21 protein-coding genes and 1 pseudogene are annotated in these 25,879 nt (G+C 72.4%); 15 read left to right on the forward strand and 7 right to left on the reverse strand.

All coding sequences use genetic code 11. The features are described from left to right. The first annotated feature begins 17 nt into the window (after positions 1 to 17). Positions 18 to 929 (forward strand): LLM class flavin-dependent oxidoreductase, encoded by a 912-nt coding sequence (locus ACN28G_RS17195; RefSeq protein ID WP_091441436.1) that lies wholly within the window; start codon positions 18 to 20, stop codon positions 927 to 929. Positions 930 to 1,127: 198 nt separating this feature from the next. Here ACN28G_RS17195 and ACN28G_RS17200 read toward each other — a convergent pair. Next, a pseudogene (locus ACN28G_RS17200) lies at positions 1,128 to 1,381 on the reverse strand (winged helix-turn-helix domain-containing protein). A gap of 528 nt (positions 1,382 to 1,909) precedes the next feature. On the opposite strand from ACN28G_RS17200, the gene ACN28G_RS17205 reads away from it, so the two are divergent. From ACN28G_RS17205 to ACN28G_RS17255, 11 genes are all read left to right on the forward strand, one after another. Beyond that, positions 1,910 to 2,272, forward strand: a complete 363-nt coding sequence (locus ACN28G_RS17205; RefSeq protein WP_229688214.1) for a hypothetical protein — start codon at positions 1,910 to 1,912, stop codon at positions 2,270 to 2,272. A gap of 43 nt (positions 2,273 to 2,315) precedes the next feature. After that, on the forward strand, positions 2,316 to 3,743 hold the full coding sequence (locus tag ACN28G_RS17210) for an AAA family ATPase (RefSeq protein WP_091441442.1): 1,428 nt from the start codon (positions 2,316 to 2,318) through the stop codon (positions 3,741 to 3,743). Continuing rightward, entirely contained in the window at positions 3,740 to 4,390 is a 651-nt protein-coding gene (locus tag ACN28G_RS17215) for a DUF4276 family protein (RefSeq protein ID WP_217628852.1), read from the forward strand. Before ACN28G_RS17210 ends, ACN28G_RS17215 begins: the two co-directional genes overlap by 4 nt. 100 nt (positions 4,391 to 4,490) lie before the next feature. After that, on the forward strand, positions 4,491 to 5,393 hold the full coding sequence (locus ACN28G_RS17220; protein WP_091441447.1) for a TIGR01777 family oxidoreductase: 903 nt from the start codon (positions 4,491 to 4,493) through the stop codon (positions 5,391 to 5,393). Positions 5,394 to 5,605: 212 nt separating this feature from the next. Next, on the forward strand, positions 5,606 to 6,232 hold the full coding sequence (locus tag ACN28G_RS17225; RefSeq protein ID WP_139135726.1) for a hypothetical protein: 627 nt from the start codon (positions 5,606 to 5,608) through the stop codon (positions 6,230 to 6,232). 128 nt (positions 6,233 to 6,360) lie between these two features. Next, entirely contained in the window at positions 6,361 to 8,175 is a 1,815-nt protein-coding gene (locus ACN28G_RS17230; RefSeq protein WP_421479682.1) for a DUF2079 domain-containing protein, read from the forward strand. 149 nt (positions 8,176 to 8,324) lie between these two features. Continuing rightward, complete coding sequence (lipB, locus tag ACN28G_RS17235) at positions 8,325 to 8,963, forward strand: lipoyl(octanoyl) transferase LipB (protein WP_091441455.1); 639 nt, start codon at positions 8,325 to 8,327, stop codon at positions 8,961 to 8,963. Positions 8,964 to 9,293: 330 nt separating this feature from the next. Beyond that, positions 9,294 to 10,340, forward strand: a complete 1,047-nt coding sequence (gene lipA, locus ACN28G_RS17240) for a lipoyl synthase (RefSeq protein ID WP_421479684.1) — start codon at positions 9,294 to 9,296, stop codon at positions 10,338 to 10,340. Positions 10,341 to 10,409: 69 nt separating this feature from the next. Beyond that, positions 10,410 to 12,182: a hypothetical protein gene (locus ACN28G_RS17245; RefSeq protein WP_421479686.1), complete on the forward strand. Its 1,773-nt coding sequence runs from the start codon at positions 10,410 to 10,412 to the stop codon at positions 12,180 to 12,182. A gap of 59 nt (positions 12,183 to 12,241) precedes the next feature. Continuing rightward, positions 12,242 to 13,729 (forward strand): NAD(P)/FAD-dependent oxidoreductase, encoded by a 1,488-nt coding sequence (locus tag ACN28G_RS17250; protein WP_091441462.1) that lies wholly within the window; start codon positions 12,242 to 12,244, stop codon positions 13,727 to 13,729. Positions 13,730 to 13,907: 178 nt separating this feature from the next. Then, on the forward strand, positions 13,908 to 14,600 hold the full coding sequence (locus tag ACN28G_RS17255; protein ID WP_091441469.1) for a DUF4191 domain-containing protein: 693 nt from the start codon (positions 13,908 to 13,910) through the stop codon (positions 14,598 to 14,600). A 211-nt stretch (positions 14,601 to 14,811) separates the two neighbouring features. Here the strand turns inward: ACN28G_RS17255 and ACN28G_RS17260 are convergent, their stop codons facing one another. Continuing rightward, complete coding sequence (locus ACN28G_RS17260; RefSeq protein WP_229688215.1) at positions 14,812 to 15,216, reverse strand: RDD family protein; 405 nt, start codon at positions 15,214 to 15,216, stop codon at positions 14,812 to 14,814. Between the two features lie 372 nt (positions 15,217 to 15,588). Here ACN28G_RS17260 and glnA point away from each other — a divergent pair, with 372 nt between their 5' ends. Beyond that, the gene (gene glnA, locus ACN28G_RS17265; protein ID WP_091441472.1) at positions 15,589 to 17,013 is read left to right on the forward strand and encodes a type I glutamate--ammonia ligase; all 1,425 of its coding nucleotides are present in this window, start codon (positions 15,589 to 15,591) and stop codon (positions 17,011 to 17,013) included. A 280-nt stretch (positions 17,014 to 17,293) separates the two neighbouring features. Here the strand turns inward: glnA and ACN28G_RS17270 are convergent, their stop codons facing one another. Then, the gene (locus ACN28G_RS17270; protein WP_229688216.1) at positions 17,294 to 17,719 is read right to left on the reverse strand and encodes a hemerythrin domain-containing protein; all 426 of its coding nucleotides are present in this window, start codon (positions 17,717 to 17,719) and stop codon (positions 17,294 to 17,296) included. Between the two features lie 197 nt (positions 17,720 to 17,916). Between ACN28G_RS17270 and ACN28G_RS17275 the strand changes: the two genes are divergently transcribed. Then, on the forward strand, positions 17,917 to 18,156 hold the full coding sequence (locus tag ACN28G_RS17275) for a GntR family transcriptional regulator (RefSeq protein WP_091441480.1): 240 nt from the start codon (positions 17,917 to 17,919) through the stop codon (positions 18,154 to 18,156). A gap of 308 nt (positions 18,157 to 18,464) precedes the next feature. Here ACN28G_RS17275 and mptB (ACN28G_RS17280) read toward each other — a convergent pair whose 3' ends face one another. Next, positions 18,465 to 20,162 (reverse strand): polyprenol phosphomannose-dependent alpha 1,6 mannosyltransferase MptB, encoded by a 1,698-nt coding sequence (gene mptB, locus ACN28G_RS17280; protein WP_421479690.1) that lies wholly within the window; start codon positions 20,160 to 20,162, stop codon positions 18,465 to 18,467. Further along, positions 20,159 to 20,755, reverse strand: a complete 597-nt coding sequence (locus ACN28G_RS17285; RefSeq protein ID WP_091441484.1) for a helix-turn-helix domain-containing protein — start codon at positions 20,753 to 20,755, stop codon at positions 20,159 to 20,161. The genes mptB (ACN28G_RS17280) and ACN28G_RS17285 overlap by 4 nt, the downstream gene beginning before the upstream one ends. A 95-nt stretch (positions 20,756 to 20,850) precedes the next feature. Here ACN28G_RS17285 and ACN28G_RS17290 point away from each other — a divergent pair, with 95 nt between their 5' ends. Next, positions 20,851 to 22,470 carry an FAD-dependent oxidoreductase gene (locus tag ACN28G_RS17290; protein WP_421479692.1) on the forward strand — a complete coding sequence of 540 codons (1,620 nt, stop codon included), beginning with the start codon at positions 20,851 to 20,853 and terminating at the stop codon, positions 22,468 to 22,470. A 104-nt stretch (positions 22,471 to 22,574) separates the two neighbouring features. On the opposite strand, the gene mptB (ACN28G_RS17295) is transcribed toward ACN28G_RS17290, so the two are convergent. Both mptB (ACN28G_RS17295) and ACN28G_RS17300 read right to left on the reverse strand, forming a co-directional pair. Next, positions 22,575 to 24,005 carry a polyprenol phosphomannose-dependent alpha 1,6 mannosyltransferase MptB gene (gene mptB, locus ACN28G_RS17295; RefSeq protein WP_175440609.1) on the reverse strand — a complete coding sequence of 477 codons (1,431 nt, stop codon included), beginning with the start codon at positions 24,003 to 24,005 and terminating at the stop codon, positions 22,575 to 22,577. A 113-nt stretch (positions 24,006 to 24,118) separates the two neighbouring features. Further along, the gene (locus ACN28G_RS17300; RefSeq protein ID WP_421479694.1) at positions 24,119 to 25,861 is read right to left on the reverse strand and encodes a hypothetical protein; all 1,743 of its coding nucleotides are present in this window, start codon (positions 25,859 to 25,861) and stop codon (positions 24,119 to 24,121) included. Positions 25,862 to 25,879: the final 18 nt, after the last annotated feature.

The raw sequence follows: 25,879 nt of genomic DNA on the forward strand, positions 1-25,879 counted from the left end.
CGGCGCATGCTGATCCGATGGTCACCTTCTCCCTCCAGGTCAGGCCGGACAACGCCGAGGAACTGCTGACGTCGGCCCGCCGGGCCGAGGCCGCCGGCTTCGACACGCTGCACTGCGCCGACCATCCCGGGGCCATCGCCGCGCCCTTCGTCGCCCTGGCCGCCGCCGCAGCCGTGACCTCCACCATCGGCCTCGGCCCGTACGTGGCCAACACCGGCATCCGGGAGCCGATGCCGCTCGCGGTCGACGTGGCCAGCCTCGACCTCATCTCCGGCGGGCGGGCCCGACTCGGGCTCGGCGCCGGGCACAACCCGGCGGAGTGGCACGCCCTCGGCCGGGAGCGCCCCGACGTGGCCGGCCGGGTCCGCCGCTTCACCGCCGTCACCCGGGCCGTGCGGGAGCTGCTCGACGGCGCGGAGGTCACCGTGGACACCCCCGAGCTGACCGTCCGGGCCGCCCGGCTGACCGCACCGCGCCCGGTGCAGGAGCGCATCCCACTGACCGTGGGCACCAGCAACTCCAGGCTGCTGCGCTGGGCCGGCCGGCACGCCGACGTGGTCGGGCTGAGCGGTGCCGGCCGGACCCGACCCGACGGCTACCAGCACGACGTACGCTGGCGCGAGGCTGACATCGAGGCCCAACTCGCCCTGGTCGCCGAGGGCGCGGCCGGACGGAGCGTACCCCCGGCCATGGAGGCGCTGGTGCAGCTCTGCGCGGTGACCGACGACGCCGAGGCGGCCACCGCCGACTTCGCCCGGGACACCGGGCTGACCGTCGACGAGCTGCTCGCCTGCCCGTACGTCCTGATCGGCACCGAGGACGAGATCCTTTCGGCGGTACGGCGACACGAACGCCGCTGGGGCATCACCCGTTTCGTGGTCCGGGCCGACGCCCTCGACCAGCTCACCCCGCTCCTACCCCGCCTCTGAGCCCTCGGTCAGCGTCGGCGGCCCGAGGTGGCACGGCGCGGCCCGAGGTGCACCGGCAGCGCGATGTCTTCGTGATCGACTCGGTTGAGCCGATATGGCGGCATCAAACGGCCTCGGACACCGCCATTTCTACCCAACCGAGTCGATCAACCCCCGACGTCGACCCCGCCCCGGTCGGGCGGGTCCGGCGAGGGGCGGTCAGGTGTCGGATCGCTCGGCGACGAACACACCGAGCCCGTGCACCCCCTCGACCAACCCTTCGGTCTTCAACACGATCATCGCGTGGTTGACGACCCCGGCCGACACGCCATGCTCCTTGCACAGCTGCGCCGTCGACGGCAACTTGTCGCCGGGATGGAGTTCTCCGGACGCGATCTGCCCACGGATCAACTCCGCGAGCTGCGCCCACTTCGGTTTGGCGGGCATGGCGGCTCCCTGGTCTGCCCCGCCATCTGATCACGATTTCCCTTCTCCCGACAAGTAAGTGGTACTAGGTCGTTGACCTATGAGCAGTACTAAGTATAAGTTGGCTCCAAGCCGGCTCCCTGGTCTGCACACCCGGAGTTGGCCGTCCTGCAGGACGCACCCGGCCGGCCTCACCCCCGGGGTCGGCCGGGTGCCCCATCGACCACCCCGCGGTCCGCCACCCCCGCCCACCTACCCGGCTCCGGCGGCGGACCCGTCCGCGGCCAGGCCGAACGCACCACCCTCAGGCCACACGCACCACCTCAGGCCGAACGCACCACCTTCCGGAGGGAGAGCACCATGCGACCACGTCGGCGGCAGCAACCCGTACTCCTGGCTCCCATCCACCGACAGACCTGGCGGAACTGGCGGCGCTGGTGCTCGTGCGGACTGCGTTGGCGCACCTGCCCCGACCGGCACGCCGCCGTGCCGACCGAGCCACCGACCCCCGCGCCCCGTCCCCGGTGGCACCCGGGCCGGACGCCCCGGACCGGACGCCCGAACGAGGGTCACTGGTGACCGGGCACAACCGAGGGTCGCTGACGACCGGGCGCGCCGACGGAGGCGGGCACCTGCCACTGCGGCCGCTCTGGCTGTGCCGGTCCTGCGCCGCGCCGTGGCCCTGCGCCACCGCCCGCCTCACCCTCAGCCAGGAGTACGCCAGCGACCGGACCGCCCTGATCGTCTACCTGAGCCTGCTGCTGCACGAGGCGGACGAGCAGCTCTACACCCTCGATCCCGCCGGGGCACCCGACCCACGGCACCTCTTCGACCGCTTCGTCGGCTGGGCCCGCCGCCTGCCACCGGTGGCCGCTCCCCCACCGACACCTACCTCCGGAGCCTCGGACCAGCCCACCGACCAGTCCGCCACGCCGTGACAGCCTCGGGGAGCCGGCTCACCCGGCTGACTAAGCTCGGATCATGCTGACCCGGCTGGAGGTTCAGGGCTTCAAGAACCTACTCGACGTGACGATCGAGTTCGGCCCGTTCACCTGCATCGCAGGAGCCAACGGCATGGGCAAGTCGAACATCTTCGACGCTATCGAGTTCCTCAGCTACCTGGCCAGCGACACCCTCGTGGAGGCCTCCCAGCGGGTCCGGGGAGCGTCCGGGCTGCGCGGCGGCGACCCACGGGACCTCTTCTGGGACGGTTACCGCGATCATCAGCACCGGATAACGCTCGCCGCTGAAATGATCGTGCCGGAGCAGGTCGAGGACGATCTGGGCAGCCCGGCGCAGGCCAGCACGACCTTCCTGCGCTACGAGGTGACGCTGGGCTTCGAACCGCCCGCCCGGGAGGGCAGCATCGGCCGGCTGAGCCTTTTCGGCGAAGAACTGCGGCACATCACCCGGGGCGAGGCGCCACGTCACCTCCGTTTCCCGCACAGCGCCGGCAGGTTCCGCAACGCGGTCATTCGCGGCGAACGACGTGGCGGACCGTTCCTCTCCACCGAGTTCCGCGAGTCCGGCACCGTCATCAACGTGCACGGCGACGGTGGCAGTCGCGGCAAACCACAGCCGCGAGCTGCAGCTCGGGCCGGGCGCACCGTGTTGAGCACCGTGACGACGAACGACTACCCCACCATCCTGGCCGCCCGCCGGGAGATGCAGAGTTGGCACCGGTTGGCCCTGGAACCCTCCGCGCTACGGGCTCCGGACAGCTTCTCCGCGCCCCGATCGCTCGGCACCGACGGTGCCCACCTGGCAGCGACGCTGCACCGGATCGCCCAGGAATCCGGTGGCGACGACCAGAAGATCGACCCGGAAGCGGTGTACGCCAGGGTCGCCGACCGGTTGTCGGACCTGGCCGGTGTCGCGGTGGCCGGAGTCACCGTCGAACTCGACCAGATCCGCGAGGTGTTCACGCTCTTTCTCGAAGAACGGGGGGACCTGCGGTTGCCCGCCCGGGCGCTCTCCGAGGGAACGCTTCGTTTCTTGGCGCTCTGCGTGCTGTTGGAGGATCCCCGCTTCACGGGTCTGGTCTGCATGGAGGAGCCGGAGAACGGCATCCACCCCGCCAACGTTCCCGCCATGCTGGACCTGGTCCGCGATCTGGCGGTCGATCCCCGCCGGGCGCCTGGCGGGGACAACCCCTTCCGTCAGGTCATCGTCAACACCCACTCGCCCTGGCTGGTACGTCTCTGCGATCCCGCCGACCTGCTCCTGGCGGACGTGCGGCCGCGGCCCGGTCCGACCGGTCAGGTGACCCGCTCACTCGCGTTGCTCCCGTTCCACGGCACCTGGCGCGCGGCAGCGGACACGGCGACCTTCTCCAAGGCCGACGTCCTCGCGTACCTCGCCGCCCCGGTCGGTGCACAGCTCAGCCTCCCCCTGGACATCGCGGAATGACCGATCGCCCGTACTCCGGACTGTTCGTGTCCGAAGGCACCTCGGACCTGCCCCTGGCCGACCTGGTCGAGTCGCTGTTCGTCGGTGCCGGAGCAAGCGTGCGGCTGAGCAAACCGGACTACTCCCTGCTGCCCAAGGTGTCGAAGGACGTCAGGTCCCGGGTTCAGGCCGGGCTGAAACTGGTAGGTGGGACGGTCGACCTCATCGTCGTGCACCGCGATGCCGACAACGCCGGGCATCATGCCCGGCAGCAGGAGATCCGAACGGCGGTCCAGCCGATCGGTGGTACGGCGGCACTGGTACCGGTCATTCCGGTGCGGATGACCGAAGCGTGGCTCCTGCTCGACGAGACGGCCATTCGCCAGGTGGCCGGCAACCCCCGGGGCAGGGTCGATCTGGGACTGCCGAAGCACCACCAGGTGGAGTCGATCGCGGATCCGAAGGAACTGCTCCGCACCTGCCTGGTCAGGGCGTCGGAGGCCGGTGGAAGACGACGGGAGGCGGTGGGCAAGCGGTTCAACCAGCACCGTCGCCAGTTGTTGGAACGGCTCGACCCCCAGGGTCCGGTGGTACGGCTCGACAGCTGGGCCCGGCTGGTGGACGACGTCGACCGGACCATCAAGACGTGGGACTCGACCGTCCGCTGATCCCGAGCGCCCTCCCCACGGTGGGCATTCGGTCGACGGGGTTGGAGTCGCTGGCGCGGTCGACGCATCCGTCGGCGGTGTCGTGCACGAAGATGGAGACATGCGGATCCTGATGGCCGGTGCGTCCGGCTTCCTCGGCACCCGGCTGGTCGACCGGCTCGGCACGGACGGGCACCAGGTCACCCGGCTGGTCCGGCGGCCGGCCCGGTCCGGTGACGAGCGGCGGTGGAACCCGTCGGCCGGGCAGCTCGACCCGGCGGTGGTGGCCGAGGCGGACGCCGTGGTCAACCTGGCCGGCGCGGGGGTGGGCGACAGGCGCTGGACCGACGACTACCGGCGGCTGATCCGGACCAGCCGGGTGGACAGCACCGGTACGCTGGCCCGCGCCATCGCCGGGCTGCCCGCCGCCGACCGGCCGAAACTGCTGCTGAACGCCTCCGCCGTCGGCTGGTACGGCGACACCGGTGACCGGGTCGTCGAGGAGGACGCCCCGGCGGGTGAGGGCTTCCTGGCCGACGTCTGCCGGGTGTGGGAGGCCGCGACCCGACCGGCCGAGGATGCCGGGGTACGGGTGGTACGGCTGCGTACCGGGCTGCCGCTGCACCGCGACGGTGGCCTGCTCAAGCCACAGCTGCTGCCGTTCAAGCTGGGGGTCGCCGGCCGGTTGGGCAGTGGCCGGCAGTGGCTGCCGTGGATCTCGATGGCCGACTGGCTGGCGGTGGCGGTGTTCCTGCTGGACCGCGACGACCTGGCCGGGCCGGTCAACGGTGTCGGTCCGGCCCCGGTAACCAACGCCGAGTTCACCCGGGAGTTCGCCAGGCAGCTACACCGCCCGGCGATCGTCCCGATCCCCGCCCTGGCACTGAAGGTCGTCCTCGGCGGCTTCGCCCAGGAGGCGCTGACCAGCACCCGGGTCCTGCCCGGGGTGCTCAGCGGCGCCGGCTTCGAGTACCGCCACCCGGACCTCGCCTCGGCCCTGCACGCCGCCCTGCACGACGAGTGACGGTCCAGCCGAGGACGGCGAGGTCCCGGCCGACATCGATCTGAACAGTCAGCCCCGCCCGGACGTAGGGAGATCGTCCGATCATCCGACAGCGGGAGACGACGATGGCCCCACGGCAAGAGTCAGCGGATCGGCAGGAACTGGAAGCGCTCCTGCCGGATTCGGACAGGTACCTGGTCGCCAACCTGGAACCGGGCCAGGCGAGGACTGTCATGCGTGCAATCCTTAGTTTTTATGACCGGTTGACGATTGCCCGAGAAAACCTGGCCAACCTGGAGAACCGGGCCTACCTTGATCCCACGATCCCCTTCCACACCGTGATCGCGGAGCGGGCCGCGGTCGAACAGACCACCCGGCATTTCGTGGATCAGGTCCGCAACGCGATGAGAAACAACAGCATCCCCATCCCCTTCTCCACCGCTGAGGTGGCCGCCGCCAGGGCGAACGTGCCCCCGCCGCCTTCGCCCAACGCGGGACGGGCAGACGCCTGGAGAACCGAACACGGATACGCCTCGGATTCGGATTCGGAAAGCGCCTACCTTTCCGACGGGAACAGCTCACGCGCCGGCACCGAGTACACCGCGGCGTCCTCCACCGCTGGCCGCTACCGAATCGATCCTCAGTACGACGAGCGGCAGACCGAGCCCTCGCCCGCCGCCCAGGCGTTCTATGCGGAGATGGTCTCCTACGCGGTCAGCTCCGCCGGGGTCAGTGAGGAGAACCTGGCGGTGACCGACCCGTCCCGCCGTTCCCACCGACCCGGCGGCTCCTCGCACCGCCCCAGCGGCTCCTCCCACCGACCGGGCAGCTCCTCCCAGCGCCCCGCCGGCCGCCGGTAGGCAACGAGGACGGTCTGCCCGACGGCCACCACGCCACCCGGCTGGCCCTGTCCGCCGGGCAGCGCCGTCGCCACCGGATCGGCCGGGTCTGACCGGGCTGTCCAGCTCCGGTTGGTAACGTCCGCTGCGTGCCGACCTCCCCGTCCCTGGTCACCGACCCGTCGCCGCCGCCGGCCACCAGCACCCGGGACCGGCGGGTCGACCTGCTGGTGGTGCTCGTGGCGGTGGCGCTGGCGCTCTGGGTGACCAGCGGCCTGTGGCGCGGCCCGGACACCCGGGCGGTCACGGTGAACTCCAGCGACCAGGCGTTCTTCGAGTGGCTGCTCTCCTACGGCGCGCACGCGCTGACCCACGGGCAGAACCCGTTCTACACGTACCTGATCAACGTGCCCGACGGGGCCAACCTGGCGGTCAACACCTCGGTCACCGTGTACGCGGTGCTCTTCGCCCCGGTGACGTACCTGCTCGGGCCGTCGGTGTCGTTCCTGGTGATCCTGACGCTCAACCTGGCCGCCACCGCGCTCGCCTGGTACTGGCTGCTCGCCCGGCACCTGGTCGGCAGCCGGCTGGCCGCCGGGGTCGGCGCGCTGTTCATCGCCTACTCCCCCGGCATGGTCTCGCACGCCAACGCCCACCTGAACTGGACCGCCGGATGGCTGGTACCGCTGCTGATCTGGCGGTTGTTCGCGCTGCGGCGGCCGGAGCACCTGCTGCGCAACGGCATCCTCTTCGGCGTCACCGTGGCCGTCGCCTTCTCCATCGCCGCCGAGGGGCTCTTCTTCACCGCCCTGGCGCTGGGCGTCTTCGTCGGCGTCTGGGCGCTGCACCCGGCCCGCCGGGGCGAGGTGCGGATGGCGCTGCCGAACTTCCTACGCGGGCTGGGGATCACCGCCGTCACCGCCGGCGTGCTGCTCTCGTACCCCTTGTGGTTGCACTTCGCCGGGCCGCAGCGGTTCCACGGCACCGGCTTCGACCCGGTGATCCACGCCGAGGACATCGCGGCGTTCGGCGCGTACCCGCAACGGTCGGTGGCCGGCGCGGCCGGGCTGGAGACCGGGCTCGCGCCGAACCCGACCGAGGAGAACTCCTTCTTCGGCGTACCGCTGCTGGTGCTCGCGGTAGCCGCTTTCGTGGCCCTGTGGCGGCGGGCCACCCCGGCCCGGCGGGCCACCCTGACCGCGCTGGGCAGCACCGCCGTGGTCTTCACCGTGCTCTCCTGGGGGCCGCAGATCAAGTTCAACGGCCACCGGTACGACGTACCGCTGCCGTTCGACCTGCTCGGTCGGCTGCCGGTGGTCAACGCCGCGCTGCCGTCCCGGCTGGCCCTGGTGGTGGCCCCGGTGATCGGGCTGCTGCTGGCGTACCTGATCGACCAGCTGCGCACCGACCCCGGCCGGCACCGCTGGACCCGGCCGGCCTGGGCGGTGGGGTACGCGGTCGCGCTGCTGCCGCTGCTGCCCCTGCCGCTGCTGACCATCGAACGGGAGCCGATCCCGACCTTCATCACCGCCGGCACCTGGCGGGAGTACGTCTCCCCCGGCGGGGTGCTCACCCCGATCCCGCTGCCGCTGGACGTCACCCCCGACGGGCAGCGCTGGCAGGCGTACGCGCTGGCCCACCGGCAGGGAGAGTTCGCCCTGCCGGCCGGCTTCTTCCTCGGCCCCGGCGGACCCGACGGCCGGGGCCGGATCGGCCCGCCGCCACGCACCTTCGACACCCTGATGGACCAGGCCGGCCGGACCGGCCTGGTGCCGATCATCACCGAGGGCAGCGTCGAAATGTCCCGCGCCGACCTACGCTACTGGGGGGTGCAGGCGGTGGTGCTGCCCGACCGGGTACACGGCGCGAAGTACCCGATCGACGTGGACGCGCTGCGCCGCACCGCGACGGCACTGCTCGGCAAACCGCAACGCGTAGCCGACGTCTGGCTCTGGCAGGTGTAAGGAAGGGCCCCCTGTTAACGCATTCGGTATAGCGGGGAACCCCTCTCACAGCCGCGCTGCGGCGGGACGGCCGCAGGTGCAGTCGGATTCCCCGGTGGTGAGGCGGCTCACGGGTGGAGCCGGGCAGGTCGCGGACTAGGCTGGGCGGCGTGACCGTGACGTCTTCCGGCCTGACGGCCGTCCGTGTCGGGGAGCTCGACTACCAGGCCGCCTGGGACGAGCAGCGCCGGCTTCACGAGTCCGTGGTGGCCGGCACCAGCGCCGACACGGTGCTGCTGGTGGAGCACCCGAGCGTCTACACCGCCGGCAAGCGCACCGAGCCATGGGACCGACCGATGGACGGCACCCCGGTGGTGGACGTCGACCGGGGCGGCAAGATCACCTGGCACGGTCCCGGGCAGCTGGTCGGGTACCCGATCCTGCGGCTACCCGACCCGGTGGACGTGGTCGCCTACGTACGGCGTACCGAGCAGTTGTTGATCGATGTCTGTGCCGAGTTCGGGCTGGTCACCGACCGGATCGAGGGGCGCAGCGGGGTGTGGGTGCCGGCCGACGGGCGCGGCCCGGCCCGCAAGGTCGCCGCCATCGGCATCCGGGTGGCGCGCGGCGTCACCCTGCACGGTTTCTCGATCAACTGCGACTGCGACCTGACGTACTTCGACCGGATCGTGCCGTGCGGCATCCGGGATGCCGGGGTGACCTCGATCAGCGCCGAGCTGGGCCGCCCGGTCACCATCGCCGACGCGCTGCCGGTGGTCGAGCGTCACCTGCCCACTCTGCTCGCCTGAGCCTCCCCCGGATACCACCCCGCCCGTGCACTCCCCGCCCGTCCGCTGGGACATCCCGGGCGGCATCCGCCCCGCGCCTGTCCGCTAGGGCGTCCGAGGGCCATCCGCCCCCGCCCGCCCCGCGGACGTCCGTCCCCGCTATTCCGCCAGGGACGCCCCACGGACGTCCGCCCCCGCCTGCCCGCCAGGGGCGACTCGCGAACGTCGCCCCCGCCTTCCCGCCAGGGTGCCCCATCGACGTGAGAGGGGTTCCTTTCTCTACTGAATGCGTTAACAGGGGGCCCTTCCTTACTGCTGGGGGGTGGTGGGGGTCACAGGGGGTGGGAGGTGATGGCCGTCGCCCGACGTGCATTGACGGCCGCCGACCGGCGTAGGCTCGGTTTTGTGACGATCTCGCACTCCACGCCGACGACCGAGCAGGCCGCGCGCACCGCGACGGTCGCCCCCGAGGGGCGGCGGATGCTCCGGATCGAGGCACGCAACGCAGAGACCCCGATCGAACGCAAGCCGCCGTGGATCAAGGTCAAGGCGAAGATGGGCCCGGAGTACACCGAGCTGCGCGGGCTGGTCCAGCGCGAGGGGCTGCACACGGTGTGCCAGGAGGCCGGCTGCCCCAACATCTACGAGTGTTGGGAGGACCGGGAGGCCACTTTCCTCATCGGCGGTGACCAGTGCACCCGACGCTGTGACTTCTGCCAGATCGACACCGGCAAGCCGGCCGAGTTCGACGCCGACGAGCCCCGCCGGGTCGCCGAGTCGGTGGCCGCGATGGGTCTGCGGTACGCCACGATCACCGGGGTCGCCCGTGACGACCTGCCCGACGGCGGTGCCTGGTTGTACGCCGAGACCGTCCGGCAGATCCACGCCCTGCGGTCCGGTTGCGGTGTGGAGCTGCTGATCCCGGACTTCAACGCGGTCCCCGAGCAGCTCGCCGAGGTCTTCGGGTCCCGGCCGGAGGTGTTGGCGCACAACGTCGAGACGGTGCCCCGGATCTTCAAGCGGATCCGGCCGGCGTTCCGGTACGAGCGGTCGCTGGACGTGATCCGGCACGCCCGCGCCGACGGGCTGGTCACCAAGAGCAACCTGATCCTGGGCATGGGCGAGGAGCGGGCCGAGATCTCCCAGGCCCTTCGGGACCTGCACTCCGCCGGTTGCGAGCTGATCACCATCACCCAGTACCTGCGCCCCACCCCCCGGCACCACCCGGTGACCCGCTGGGTCAAGCCGGAGGAGTTCGTGGAGCTTCGCGAGGAGGCCGAGGAGATCGGCTTCGCCGGGGTGATGAGCGGGCCGTTGGTGCGCTCGTCGTACCGGGCCGGTCGGCTGTACCGCCAGGCCCTGGACGCCCGCGAGGGCAGCCCGGCCGTCTCCGCCTGAGCACCGCCGGATCCGACCCGCCGGGCGAAGGGACAACCGGGAGACTCACTCCCTGTAATGATCACCCCCATGAGTACGGGGGTACGCCAGCAGGCGTCCGAAGTGTCGTCCGACCGGTGGTCGGCGTACCGGTCGGCGCTGCCGACAGTGCTGGCCCTCGGCGTGGTGGTCGCCGGCCTCGGGTACCGGGTCGGCCTGGTGCTGCACGGGGCACCGCCGACCAACAGCGACGAGGCGACGATGGGCCTGGCCGCGTTGCACATCGGGCAGGGCCGGCACTTCCCGGTGTTCTTCTACGGCCAGGCCTACATGGGCACCCTGGAGGCCTGGCTGGCCGCGCCGCTGCTCGCGCTGACCGGCCCGTCGGTGCTCGCCCTGCGGCTGCCCACCCTGGCGGCGTACCTGCTGCTGCTCGTGCTCCTGTGGCGGCTGACCTGGCGGTTGACCGGTGACCGCTGGTTCGGGGTGCTGGTGTTGGCGCTGCTCGCCCTGGGCTCCGACCGGGCGGTCAAGAACCAGCTGATCGCCGGCGGCGGTTATCCGGAGCTGGGGCCGGCGGTGGCGGCGTTGGCGCTGCTCACCTTCGGTCTGGTCGCCGGGGACACCGGTCGCCGGCTGCCGCGCTGGGCGGCCTGGGGGTTCGTCGCCGGGCTGATGATCTGGGTGGATCCGCTGCTGCTGCCGTACCTGGTGGCCTTCGGGGTGGTCCTGGCGGCCCGCTGCTGGCGGGAGCTGCGCGGGGCGGCCGGCGCGGTGCTGGTCGCCGCCGTGCTGGCCGGTGCCGCGCCGCTGCTTGTCGACAGCGTCCGGGCCGGCCGGAATCCGCTGGCGGCCGTGTTGACCGCCGGCGGCGCCGGTCAGGCCGCCGGCTGGGTCGACCGGCTGCACGGCGGGCTGGTGCTGGGGCCACCGTTGGGCATGGGGTTCTGCTCGCCGGGTCACTGCGCGCCGTGGCAGCTGTGGTGGACGGCGGCCTTCCCGGTGCTGCTGGTGGTCGCCGCGGTCAGCGCCGGCCGTACGCTGCGCCGTGCCGGGGACCCGGCGGTCCGGGCCGCGGCGGCGCTCTGGTTGGCGCTGCTGGCGGGTGCGGTGGGCACCCTGGCGGCGTACACGGTCAGCAGCGCGGCCGGACTGACCCCGGTGGAGAGTTCCCGGTACCTGTCCTGCCTGCTGGTCTCGCTGCCGGCGCTGCTCTGGCCGGTGTGGACCGCGGCCCGCCGCCCCGGCACCCGGAAGGCACGGCGGCCGACCGGCCGGGACACCTGGCGACCAACGGCCGGCCGGGACGTATGGCGGCCGGCGGCCGTCCGCGACGTATGGCGGCCGGCGGCCGTCCGGGGGGTCGCGGTCGTCGTGCTGGGGGCGACCGTGGGTAGCGCGGCGGTGGCCACGGTCGGCGCGGTGGCCACCGTGCCGGCGGCCCGTGCGGAGGCCCGGCGGCACGACCGGCTGGTCGCCACCCTACGGGACCTCGGGGTACGGCACGTCCTCGCGCCGTACTGGACCTGCAACCGGTTGACCTTCGCCACCGGCGAGCAGGTGGTCTGTGCCGTGGTGGCCGACGACCTGTCGCCGGGGATGGACCGTTACCGGCCGTACCGGCGGCTCGTGGCGGCGGCGGCCCGACCCGCCTTCGTCGCCCCGGTCGGCTCGCCGGTCGCGGCGGCCCTGGACCGCCACCTGGCCGACCCGGCGGAATCTGCGGCGAGCCACCCGGCCGGGCGACCGGGCGAGCCGGAGGGGCACCCCGCCGAAGAGCCGGGGCAAGGGCCGGTCGGACCGGCGGGGCGGCTGCGGCTGGTCGAGGTGGACGGATACCGCATCTATCTCAAGATCGCGTGACGCGTCCCACTCCTCGATCTACCGGTTGCCGGCATGTTTCGAAGATGATGAATTTAGTCATGGCCCAGCAACATACCGTCGTCATCGGAGCCGGCCCCGCCGGTCTGACCGCCGCCTACGAGCTGACCCGACGCGACGCCTCGGTCGAGGTGGTCGAGTCGGACGACGTGGTCGGCGGGATCAGTCGGACCGTGGAGCGCGACGGCTGGCGCTTCGACATCGGTGGACACCGGTTCTTCACCAAGGTGCCACAGGTGGCGGCGCTCTGGCACGAGATCCTGGCGGCGGAGGACTTCCTGCTGCGGCCCCGGATGAGCCGGATCCACTACCGGGGGCGGCTGTTCGACTATCCCCTCAAGGCCGGTAACGCCCTGCGCAACCTGGGCGTCGTCGAGGCGACCCGCTGCGTCGGGTCGTACCTCTGGTCCCGGCTGCGGCCCCCGGCGGACCAGAGCCACTTCGAGGGGTGGGTGTCGGCGCGGTTCGGCGCCCGGCTCTACCGGATGTTCTTCAAGACCTACACCGAGAAGGTCTGGGGAATCCCGGCCACCGAGCTGCAGGCCGACTGGGCCGCGCAGCGGATCAAGAACCTGTCGCTGGCCGGCGCGGTACGCAACGCGCTGCTGCCCAGCCGCGACCGGACCGCGATCACCAGCCTGATCGAGGAGTTCGAGTACCCGAAGTACGGCCCCGGCATGATGTGGGAACGCTGCGCCGAGCTGGTCACCCGGGCCGGTGGCCGGGTGACCCTGAACGCACCGGCGCAGACCGTGCACCGCGCCGGCGGCCGGGCGGTGGCGGTGACCGTCACCGACGCCACCGGCACCCGGCGGATCGCCGCCGACCACGTGGTCTCCAGCATGCCGATCTCCGCGCTGGTCCGGGCGATGGACCCGCCCGCGCCCGAGCCGGTCCGGGCCGCCGCCGACGCGCTGCGCTACCGCGACTTCCTCACCGTCGCCCTGGTGGTGCCCTCGACCGCCGGCTTCCCTGACAACTGGATCTACGTGCACACCCCCGGGGTACGGGTCGGCCGGATCCAGAACTTCGGCTCCTGGTCGCCGTACCTGGTGCGGGACGGCTTCACCTGCCTCGGCCTGGAGTACTTCGTCAACGTCGGTGACGAGCTGTGGTCGGCCGACGACGACGCGCTGGTCGCCCTCGGCACCGCCGAGCTGGCCCGGCTCGGCCTGGTCGACCCGGAGGCGGTCAGCGCCGGGTACGTGGTCCGGATGCCCAAGGCCTATCCGGTCTACGACGAGGGGTACGAGCAGGCGGTGGAGACCATCCGCCGGTGGCTGGCCGAGGCGGTGCCGAACGTCTACCCGGTCGGCCGCAACGGCATGCACCGCTACAACAACCAGGACCACTCGATGCTCACCGCGATGCTCACCGTGTCGAACATCCTCGACGGCACCGCCCACGACGTCTGGACGGTCAACGTCGAGGAGTCGTACCACGAGGAGAGCGGCCACGAGCAGACCGGCGCGGGCCAGCACGGCACCGGCCGGGCCGCCCCCGTCCTCCCCCACCGCGCCGCCGCCTGAGGTGTAAGGAAGGGCCCCCTGTTAACGCATTCGGTAGAGAGGGAGCCCCTTCTCACACCCCGGTGGCCGGGGAGGGCGGAGCGCGGGCGGGGGCGCGGGGCGGACGGCGTACGGCGGGAGCGGGACAGGCCCTGGGCACGGGACAACGGCTTGTGGGGCGCCCACTAGAATCAGCCGCATGGCAAAGCCCCCGCAGGAGAAGGTCTCGTTCGGCCAGCGGCTGAAGCAGATCGGGATGGTGTTCCGGTTCACCGCCAAGCAGGACCGTTGGTTCGCGCCGATGGCCACCGGTGCGGTGCTGATCCCGCTCGCGCTCACCGTGGTCGCGGTGATCCTCTGGGGCTGGATCTGGCTGCCGCTGGGCATCCTGCTGACCCTGCTCGCCGTGTTGATCGTGCTGAACCTCCGGTCGAACAAGGCGATGATGAACGCCGCCGAGGGCCAGCCCGGCGCGGCGGCCCAGATCGTGGAGAACATGCGCGGTGACTGGCGGGTGACCCCGGCGGTCAGCTCCACCACCCAGATGGACATGGTGCACCTGGTCATCGGCCGGCAGGGGGTGATCCTGCTGGCGGAGGGCAACCCGCAGCGGGTCCGTGGCCTGCTCGGGCAGGAGAAGCGGCGGCTGGCCAAGGTGATCGGCTCGGCACCGCTGCACGACTACGTGATCGGTCAGGACGAGGGTGAGCTGCCGATCCGCAAACTGCGGATGACCCTGATGCGGCTGCCCCGCGACCTCAGCGGCAAGGACGTCAACGCCCTGGACAAGCGGCTCAAGGCCCTCACCGCCCGCCCGCAGCTACCCAAGGGCGCGATCCCGAAGAACATGCGGCCGCCGAAGGGCGCCTTCCGCCAGTCCCGGGGCCGCTGACAACCCCTCGGGGGTACGCCGACAGCAGCCGGGTCCGTCGTCGACGGACCCGGCTTCGTCGTTACCGGGGGCGCGACGGGTCCGCCGCCAGCCACCGACGGGCCGGACGGGCACGCCGCCAGCCACCGACGGGCCGGACGGGCACGCCGTCAGCCACGGCGCGGGTTAGGACGAGCGGGACGAGGCGGTGCGAGGTCGGGCGGTGCGCCGGTCAGCTTCGACGGGCGGGGGCGGACACGATCACCGAGTCGCTGAGCCGGTCGTGGACACCCCGACGCTGGGAGTCCATCAGCACGGCGGGCACCACCAGGGCCAGCAGCAGCCCGCGCAGCAGCGCCCGGGGCACCCCGATCCGGCCGCCGTGGGTGTGGGAGACGCAGGCGATCCGGCAGATGAACATGCCGGGGGTCTGGCCGAAGAGGCCGAGGAAGAAGCCGTACTCGCCGATCAGCACGGCCACCGGTGGCCAACCGTCGCGCAGCGGGTCGGCGAAGAGGGTCGCGACCAGCAGGCAGAGCACCCAGTCGATCATCAGGGCCCCGAACCGACGGCCCAGGCTCGGCGGGACGAACGACGGGTCCGCCGAGGGCGGCACCGGGGGCTGCGGCGTGGTCACAGCGATCAAGGGTATCCGGCCACGCTGAACCGTCGGCGCACGGCCGTCCCGGGGTGCGGGGCCGACGCCCGGACGCACCCCGGGACCGGCGGCTGGCCTTCGCCGGTGGCAGCCTGCCGAGGTGCGCTGGGTACGTCGTCACGGTGAGCCGTGACGACGCTGTCGTAGCGGCGTCGACCCGATCGGCACCTCCGCCGCGCGCCCCCAGGTTACGGCCGGTATCGTCGGAACGGACAGTGAACAGTGCCTGAGCGGCGCAGATGACCCTCCGCGAGCGACGTAACACGGCAGAAACAACCAGGACACGGTCGAGCAACCGTACGGTCATAGCGTCGCCAGGAGCCCAGCCCCGTGGACGAGCCAGGAGGACGTGTGTTCGCCAATCCCGAGGAACTCCTGCGATACCTCAAGAACGAGGACGTAAAGTTCGTCGACGTACGTTTCTGTGACCTTCCCGGCGTGATGCAGCACTTCAACCTGCCGGTGGAGTCCTTCGACGACAGCGTCTTCACCGACGGCCTCGCCTTCGACGGCTCCTCGATCCGCGGTTTCCAGGCGATCCACGAGTCGGACATGCTCCTGCTCCCGGACGTCGCCTCCGCCTTCGTGGACCCGTTCCGGGCGCAGAAGACCGTCGCGATCAACTTCTTCATCCACGACCCGTTCACCCGTGAGGCGTACTCGCGGGACCCGCGCAACGTGGCCAAGAAGGCCGAGGCCTACCTCGCGGCCAGCGGCATCGCCGACACCGCGTACTTCGGCGCCGAGGCGGAGTTCTACATCTTCGACTCGATCCGCCACGAGACCTCCGCCCACCAGTCGTTCTACTACATCGACTCGATCGAGGGCGCGTGGAACACCGGCCGCGAGGAGCCGGGCGGCAACCGCGGTTACAAGACCGCGTACAAGGGTGGTTACTTCCCGGTGCCGCCGGTCGACCACTACGCCGACCTGCGTGACTCGATCGTGCGTCGGCTGGTCGACACCGGCTTCACCGTGGAGCGCTCGCACCACGAGGTGGGCACCGCCGGCCAGTCGGAGATCAACTACAAGTTCTCCACCCTGCTACACGCCGCCGACCAGCTCCAGCTCTTCAAGTACATCGTGAAGAACGAGGCCTGGGCGAACGGCAAGACCGCGACCTTCATGCCGAAGCCGCTCTTCGGTGACAACGGCTCCGGCATGCACACCCACCAGAGCCTCTGGCTCGGTGGCGAGCCGCTGTTCTACGACGAGACCGGGTACGCCGGCCTGTCGGACACCGCCCGCTGGTACATCGGCGGTCTGCTGCACCACGCCCCGTCGCTGCTGGCCTTCACCAACCCGACGGTCAACTCGTACCGTCGGCTGGTGCCGGGCTTCGAGGCGCCGGTCAACCTGGTCTACTCGCAGCGCAACCGCTCCGCCTGCACCCGGATCCCGGTCACCGGCAGCAACCCGAAGGCCAAGCGGGTCGAGTTCCGCGTGCCGGACCCGTCGGCCAACGTCTACCTCGCCTTCTCGGCGATGATGATGGCCGGCCTGGACGGCATCAAGAGCAAGATCGAGCCGCCGGCGCCGATCGACAAGGACCTGTACGACCTCCCGCCGGAGGAGTGGGGCGACGTCAAGCAGGTGCCGGGCTCGCTGTCGGCCGTGCTCGACTCGCTGGAGGCCGACCACGACTACCTGCTCGACGGCGGCGTCTTCACGCCCGACCTGATCTCCACCTGGGTCGAGTGGAAGCGGACCAACGAGGTCGACCCGGTGCGCCTGCGCCCGACCCCGCACGAGTTCGCGATGTACTTCGACTGCTGACACACGCTGCGACGGAGCAGGCCCCCCGCGTTCCGCGGGGGGCCTGCTCCGTCTCTCGCGCGAAGGAAGGGCCCCTTCTTAACGCATACGGTCGAGAAGGGTCCCCTGCTCACATCTTGCGCCGCCTCGGGCAGCGCTCAGCACGGCCCGGGGCGTCGCAAGCGCACCGTCGGCCCTCGACCTCATGCCCGCACGGGTCACCCGCCTGCAGATCACGCGGGCACGGATCACGCGGGCACGGATCACCCGCCCTCAGGTCGCGCCGGTACAGGTCACCCGGTCACAGCGGCCCGAGGACCACGTGTGGGTCGGCGTCCAGGGCGAGCGTCTCCAGCACCGACAGGAGCTGGCGTTCCTCGTACCGGAAATGGCTTTCCATGATCGCGGCGACCCCCTCCAGATGTCGGCCGATCTCGGCGGGGGTAGCGGCTCGTTCCACGGTGGCCCGCAGCCCGGCGAGCAGGTGCCCGATCATCGAGTGGTCCTGCTTGAGGTACCGCAGGGTGTCGCGCAGTTCGGGGTACGCCGCCGCGATCGCGGGGAACAGATGCTGGTCCTCGCCCTCGTGGTGGCCGGTAAGCGCGGCACAGAACCCGTGGCAGAACAACAACAGATCCCGGGTGGCCGGCTCGGCGTCCACACCGTCGCGTACCGCGTCCTGAGTCACCCGCAGCGCCTCGCGCAGCCGATGGTGGACGGAACGCATTTCCTGACTCCAGGCGATCAGCCTGGCCCGCTCGCCCTCAGACACGGGAGGGCGAAGGGAACGACGGCATCATCGTCGTGCTCCTTCTCGTTCGACGCCTCCATGCCTGACACGGTCTGCCACCGGCACGCGACGTTGCCGGTACCCTACCCGAAACGACCCGCCCGATCAGTCCCGCCGTCTGGTCGAATAGATTCATGACGGGCTACGTTCCGACCTTTCGCGTGATCATCGAGGACATCCGCAGGAGCGTGGCGACCGGGCAGCTCAAGGAGGGCGACAAGCTGCCGTCCCTACCGGAACTGGTCGAGAGGTACGAGTGCTCAGTGGGCACGGTCCGCCGCGCGATCGAGTTCCTCCAGATCACCGGCGAGCTACAGAGCCGGCAGGGCAAAGGCACCTACGTCACCGGCCGAACGTCACCCACCCAGGGCTGACCCGATGTCCCAGCGTCGAGGCCCCAGCCCTCAAGGTCGGACAGAATCCAGGAAATGGTGGCCTCGGGCCGCCCGGACCCCACCACTTCCACGATCCTGCGCCATCGCCCGAGTTAGGGACGGGGTGGCGAGATCGGGGGCGGTAGCGCTCGCTTACCTCGGTGGCACGATAGATCTTGGAAACGGGAGGCCCCGATGGAGGGGCCATTTCCCTCCAAGATCTATTACGCTGGCCCGTCCTCTCCGCCCGGTGCGGCCCCAGTCTGGCGGGTGCCGTGCGGATGGGTTCCGGCAAGAAGGGAACCCTTCTATACCGAAGGCGTTAAGAAGGGGCCCTTCCTTACCCGGGGGCGGCGGGTTGCCCAGACCAGGCCGGCGAGCACCAGGACGGTCATCGCTACGGCGCCGGGGGCCTTGGTGTACCGGGCCAGCGTGGTGCCGTCGGGCAGGGTGAGGAAGCACGCCACTGCGGCCGGCAGCACGAACCAGGTGGTCCGGGTCGCCACCACGGCGAGCACCGCCAGCGGCCAGGTGGCGTACCAGGGGTGGAAGACCGGAGCCAGGACGACCGTGGCGGCCAACGCCAGCCCCGCCCCGAGCAGCGCCAGCCGGGCCCGCGTCACGTCGCGCGGGACCGTCGCCCGGTCCCGGCTCGACCGTTGCGGCACGGCACCCGACCGGCCGCCGTCCGCATCTGGCCGGGCCGCAACGGCACCCCGCCGCCCGCCCTCGCCCCGCCGCCGGTTCTTGCCCCGCTGCCGACCCTCGCCCGGCCGCCCGCTCTCGCCCGGCCGCCCGCCCTCACCCCGCCGCCGGTCCTCGCCCCGCTGTCCACCGCTGTCCAGCCGGCGCAGCGAGCGCCAGGCCCGCCACCAGAGGCCGATCAGGAACGCGGCGAGCAGGAGCATCGCCACGAACCGGATCACCGGTACCGCGCCGGCCGCAGCCCCGGCGGCCTCCAGGCCGTAGTCGATCACGAAACCGATCGCGGTCGGCGGGGACGTCCACTGCTCGGAGTCGCCGCTGCGCGCCAGCCCGGCCACCCAGCCCAGGCCGAGCCCGGTCAGCAGGGAGATGCCGACCAGGGTGGCCAGCACCCCGGCGGCCAGCCGGCCACCGTCGCGCAGCAGCGCCCGCCAGGTGTACCGGCCGCCGACGGCGGCGAGCGCGGCGAACGGCAGCACCACCAGGGCGGTCGCCTTGACCGCCACCGCCAGCCCGAGCAGCACCCCGGCGGCCAGCAGCGGGACCGGCCGACCGGGGCGGCGGACCAGCACCAGCAGGCCGGCCAGGAGCAGGCCGACCAGGACCGCGTCGTTGTGTGCGCCGGCCACCAGGTGTACGCCGACCAGCGGGCTGGCCAGCGCCAGCCAGGCCGCCCGTCGGGTGGGCACGCCGGCGGACCGGGCCAGGCCAGGCAGGCAACGCGCGGCCAGCAACACCCCGACCACGGCCAACACCCGCAGGCCCACGAGTACGCCGACCAGGCCGCCGCCGAGGGTGGCCGCCGCCGCGAGGAGCAGGAAGAACGGGCCGTACGGTGCGGGGGTGTCCCGCCAGATCGGGGCGACCGAGTCGAGCCACGGACAGCCGGCCGCCGCCACCCCTGTCGTGTAAGGGTCGTGCCCGGCGGCGTACGCCCAGCCCTGGCAGGCGTACGAGTAGATGTCCCGGCTGGCCAACGGCGGCGCGAACAGCAGCGGTACGAGCCAGAGCCCGGCGGTGCGGTACGCCCACCCGGTCGACGGCGCCCCCGCCCGCAGTGACCACCAGGCGCCGACCAGCAGTACGGTGCCGGCCGCCCAGCAGCCCACCGCCGCCCAGCCGGCCGGTGTGCCGACGGGTCCCGGCGGTGGTGGACCGGGCAACGCACCGCCCAGCCAACCGGCACCGGTCAGCAGCACCGCGCCGACCAGCCCGGCCCAGCGCGCCGACCGGGCCCGAGCCGACCGGGCCCGAGCCGACCGGGCCCGACCGGCCGTCGGCGGACCGGGGTCGGTGCTCACCGGCGGGGTGTGGGCGCGGGGCGGGCGCGGACGTGCAGCCGCTCCCCCTGCGGCCCGAACAGGCTGAGGATCTCCAGCGGTTCGTCGTACGGGTTGCCGAACCAGTGCGGGGTACGGGTGTCGAACTCGGCGACCTCCCCCTCGGTCAGGACCAGCTCGTGCTGGCCCAGCCGCAGGCGGCACCGGCCGGCCAGCACGTACAGCCACTCGTACCCCTCGTGCACCTGCTGTTCGACCTCGCCCATCCCCGACCGGGCCGGGTAGATCATCTTGTAAGCCTGCACTCCGCCGGGGCGACGGGTCAGCGGCAGGATGGTCACCCCGTGCCGGCGGATGGCCCGGGGTCGTACCCGGGGGTCGCCGGTGTCCGGGGCGCCTACCAGGTCGTCCAGCGGCACCCGGTGGAACCGGGCCAGCGGCAGCAGCAGTTCGAGGGTGGGCCGCCGCCCTCCAGACTCCAGCCGGGAGAGCGTGCTTACCGAGATCCCGGTGGCCGCCGCGAGCTGGGTCAGGGTGACGCTCCGCTGCTGGCGCAGGGCCCGCAGGCGCGGCCCGACCGCCACCAGCACCTCGTCCGAATCAGTTTCGTCCACCCTTGGGAGTTTGCCATCCCGGCAACTTTCTTTGTCATTCCATCGGTAATCAGCGCAGGATCCACCGCAGTGATACCGAGGTGAGGGAGACAGCGATGCGAGACGGGTACGACGTGGTGGTGATAGGTGGTGGGGCGGCCGGGCTCAGCGGCGCGCTGGCCCTGGGCCGGTCCCGCCGGTCGGTGCTGGTGGTGGACGACGGTACGCCGCGCAACGCCACCGCCGGCCGGATGCAGAACGTCCTGACCAACGACGGGGTGCCGCCGGCCGAGCTGTCCGCCACCGGGAGGGCCGAGGTGGCCCGGTACGGCGTCGAGGTGGTCGACGCCACGGTGGTCTCGGCCGTCCGGAGCGACCCTCCGACGGGTGGGATCGGGTTCACCGTGGCGCTGGCCGACGGACGGTCGGTGGCCGCCCGGCGGCTGCTGCTCACCACCGGGCTGGTCGACGAGCTGCCCGAGGTGGTCGGGTTGGCCGGGCGGTGGGGCCGGGACGTGCTGCACTGCCCGTACTGCCATGGTTGGGAGGTCCGGGACAGCGCGGTCGGCATCCTCGCCACCGGGCCGACCGCCGCGCACCAGGCGTTGTTGTTCCGGCAGCTCACCGACGACGTGGTGTTGTTCACGCACACCGGGCCGGCGTTGTCGCCGACCGACGCCGAACGGCTCGCCGCCCGGGGGGTCACGGTCGTCACCGGTGAGGTCACCGAGGTGGTGGTGACCGACGACCGGCTCACCGGCGTCCGGCTGGCCTCCGGCGAGGTGGTCGCCCGGCAGGCCCTGGCGGTTACTCCCCGGCTGCGGGCCCGCGCCGACCTGCTCGCCGGGCTCGGCCTGGCTCCCGAGGAGTTCGAGGTGGCCGGCACGGTCTTCGGCGACCGGGTACCGGCCGATCCCCGGGGGGCGACCGCGCTGCCCGGGGTCTGGGTGGCCGGGAACGTGACCGATCCGGTCGCGACGGTGACCGTCGCCATCGCGGCGGGTACCACGGTCGGCGGGCAGCTCAACGCGGACCTGGTCACCGAGGACACCGACCGCGCCGTGGCCCGGAGGAACGCCGCCGCCCAGGAGGACGCGGCGGGGGCAATCGATCCGGAGACCGCGCGGTACTGGGACGCGCTCTACGCCGAGCAGAAGCGGCGGTGGAGCGGGAAGCCCAACGTCCGGTTGGTCGAGGAGGCGGCGGAGCTGCCGGCCGGTACCGCGTTGGACCTGGGTTGCGGGGAGGGCGCCGACGCGATCTGGCTGGCCCGGCGGGGCTGGCGGGTGACGGCGGTCGACGTGTCGATCACCGCGCTGCGACGCTCGGCAGCCGAGGCCGTACGGGCCGGGGTGGCCGATCTGATCGACTTCCAGCGGCACGACCTGGACCGGACCTTCCCGGCGGGCGAGTTCGACCTGGTGAGCGCCCAGTTCCTGCAGACACCGCTGGAGTTCTCCCGCCAGCGGGTGCTGCGCGCCGCCGCGCGGGCGGTGGCCCCGGGTGGGCGGCTGTTGATCGTCGAGCACGGCGCGTTCCCGCCGTGGGCCCGGGGACACCATCCGGAGCACCGGTTCCTGACCCCGGAGGAGATCCTGGCGCTGCTCGACCTGGACCCGGCCGACTGGGTGACCGAACGGCTGGACGCACCGTCGCGGGAGGCCACCGGCCCGGACGGTGAAACCGGCACCCTGCTCGACAGCCGGGTGCTGGTCCGCCGGAGGGGCCCGGCCTGACCCGGCCCCACGCCGGCCAGGCAACGCTCCGCCCGGGCACTCCGCCCAGGCACTCCGCCCAGGCACTCCGCCCGGGCAACGCCGGCCAGCGGAGCGGGCAGGGGTCAGGACGGGGTGGCCGGTTCGGCCCGGCGTCGGTCCTCGACGCGCTGCCGGTCCTCGGCGCGGAACATCCGTACCAGCGCGACCGCGCCGAGGATCAGCGCCAGCGTCATCAGCGGCGCTCCCGGGATCTTGGTGTACCGGGCCAGCCCGATCCCGTCGGGCAGGATCATGAAAAGACTGACCAGCGCCACCAGGGCGGCCCAGTTCGACCGGACGGTGGTCGCGGCGATCACCGCCAGCGGCCACGTCCAGTACCAGGGGTGCACCACCGAGGCCAGTGCCACGGTGACCGCCAGGGCCAGGCCGGCGTAGCGCAGCGGGTCCTGGTGCCAGGCCCGGAACCACATCCACACCAGCGTGCCGGCCAGCAGCACCACGCCGACCCCCCGGGCGGCCGGGATGGCGTCGATGCTCGCCCCGAAGAGCTGGGCCACCGAGTTGACGGTCTGCCCGACGGCCGTCGGCGGTGAGGTCCAGGCGACGGCGACGCCACCGGTGGTCAGCCCGCCGATCCAGCCGAAGTCCAGCCCACCGCCGAAGGTGATGCCGACCATGGTGGCGGCGGCCCCGAGCGCCACCGGAAGCCCGTCCCGGAACAGCGCACGGAGGGTGATCGGGCCAGCGACCGCGGCGAGCACAGCGAACGGCACCACCACCACCGAGGTGACCTTGACCGCGACGGCCAGCCCGAGCAGCACGCCGCCGCCGAGCAGCGGCCACCGTCGTCCCCGGTTGCTGGCCACCACCGCCAGGCCGCCGACCAGGGGGGCGATCATCAGCGAGTCGTTGTGTGGGCCGCCGACCAGGTGGATCGCGACCAGCGGGCAGGCCAGCACCAGCCAGAGCGCCCGCCCCACCGGTACGCCGCAGCGGCGGGCCAACGGCGGCACGGCGTACGCGGTGGCCACCACCCCGAGCAGGCAGAGCACCCGGAAGATCACGATGCTGGCGGTCAGCGAGTCGGTGATCCCGACCACCGCCCCGGCGATGATCACGAAGAGCGGTCCGTACGGGGCGGGGGTGTCCCGCCAGATGTAGGACATGGTCTCCAGCCAGGGGCAGGGCAGCGCGGAGACCCCCTGCTCGTACGGGCTGATCCCGTTGATGAAACTGGCCCCCTGGCAGGCGTACGCGTAGACGTCGCGGCTGCCGAACGGCGGCGCGACCGCCATCGGCAACACCCACAGCGCGGCGGTGACCAGCACCCAGCGCGGCGACAGCTCCCGGTTGCGCAGCGACCACCAGGCCCAGGCCAACAGGCCGGTACCGACCAGCCAGGCGATCAGGACCAGCGGGCCGTACCGGGCCTGCCAGATGACGACCGGCGAGCTGCGCAGCGGCGCCGACGGCAGCGCGCCGCCGAGGAACGCCGAGAGCGCGAGCAGGACGGAGCCGGCCAGGCCGGTCCAGCGTACGAGGTGGTGAGGCACACCCGTCATGCTGCCAGCTACGCCGGCGGCGGTGTCGAGGTGGGCGTACGCCACCGGGCCGGCACCGGCCGGACGGCCCCGACGGGCAGCCCCGGCCGGCCCGGGTACGCCGGTCAGGGGTGCGCCGGTCGGCAGTGGCCGGTCGGGCGGAGGGCGCTGCTCAGCTCGTACTCTCCGGTCGTGGGGGCGCGGACCGTCACCGACGACGCGTCGCCGGGGGCCACGCAGCCGGCCGGACCGGACAGGCTCAGCCAGCGCGACCATCGTACCCGGACGGTCACCTCGCCCGGGGTGTCCACGGTGAACCGGACCGCGGCCTGGTCGGCGGAGAGCAGCCGGCCGGGCGCGGCGACCAGCGGCGTCGGGTCGACCACCGCGTAGAGCCGCCACGTCGGGTCACGCCACACCTCCCGCAGGTACGGCAGGTCACCCTTGATCAGCGCCGCCTCGGTACGCCCCCACCGGTCCGGTGGGCTGTCCGGGGCGAGCGCCACATGGCTCACCGCCTCCCGGCGCAGCCATTCGGCGTACCGGTCGGCGGTCAGCTCGCCTGCGTAGAAGATCGCGTTACGGTCGCTGTCGACCTGGCGTTCCCAGCCCCGGGCGAGCGGGACCTCCGGCGGCAGGTACGTCGACTCCCAGTGGTCGCGCAGCGGCACCACCTCGATCCGGCCGACCGGCTGGCGGCGGGCCAACTCGTCGACCAGCGGCTGGTAGAACCGGGCGGAGGTCTCCACCGAGCCGGCCCGGCCGAGGTCGTCGAGCATCACCGGCGGCTGCCACCACACCAGCGCGGCCAGCAGGGCGGCCAACCAGACCGGCGAGCGGGCACCGCCCCGCCCCAGCCGGGGCGGCAGCACGGCGAACGCGGCAACCAGCGGCACCGCGAAGAGCATCGTCAGCCGCAGCGAGTTGGAGCCGATCGGACTCGGCAGGTGGTAGGCGGCGACCAGCAGCAACACGGTCAGCAGCGCGCCGATCCGCAGCACCCGCAGCCGGCGGGGCAGCACGAGGAGGACGACCACCGCCAGCGCCACGTTCGCCTTCATCGACTCGACCGAGAACGGCTGGGTGCCGCCGTTGCCGAACAGCAGGGCCATCGGCACCAGTGCCAGCGCGGGCGCCAGGCAGAGCACCAGGCTCTCCGCCAACGGCCGGTCGCTCCACCAGCCACCCACCAGCCGCCTGCCCGGCGACCCGGCCGGCTGCCCGGCCGGCCGGCCCATGCCAGCCCGGTCCACGTCGGCCGGATGCGCCTCGTCCTGATCCGCGTCGGCCGGATGCGCGTCGTCCTGATCCACGTCGGCCGGATGCGCGTCGGTCGCACGTGCTGGCGGCGGGTCGGCGCGGCGCAGGCCGGCCAGCAGGATCGCCCCGCCGGCCAGGCCGACGAAGAGCCCGGCGACCGGGCTGGCCCAGGTCGCGGTGGCGGCCAGCAGCGCCGCCAGGGCCAACCTGAGCAGCCGGCCGGGACGCTCCGCCGAGATCGCGCAGAGCGCCAGCAGACCCAGTGCCAGTCCGACGGCGAAGGTGATCCGGCCGCTGACCAGGTTGCCGACCAGCACGACCGCGCCCAGTACGCCGCCGAGTACCGGCCGCGGGGCCCGGTGCCGGGCCAGCAGCCACCCGAACGCGGCGGTGCCGACGAGCGCGGCGAGCACCCCGAGCACCGGTACGCCGAGGGTCGCGCCGAGGCCGGCGGTGAGCAGGCTGTAGCCGAACTGGTTGACCCCGCCGTACCAACCGAGGTCGATCGGGAGGTAGCCGTGCCGCTCCACGAAGGCGGCCCGGGCCACCTGGGCGGCCAGGTCGGTGCCCATCGGCGGGGCGGCCAGGAACGCCGCGCCCAGCAGCAACGCGACCCCGACCGCCGG

It is taken from the genome of Micromonospora sp. WMMA1923 (assembly GCF_049179195.1).
GTDB lineage: Bacteria > Actinomycetota > Actinomycetes > Mycobacteriales > Micromonosporaceae > Micromonospora > Micromonospora yangpuensis.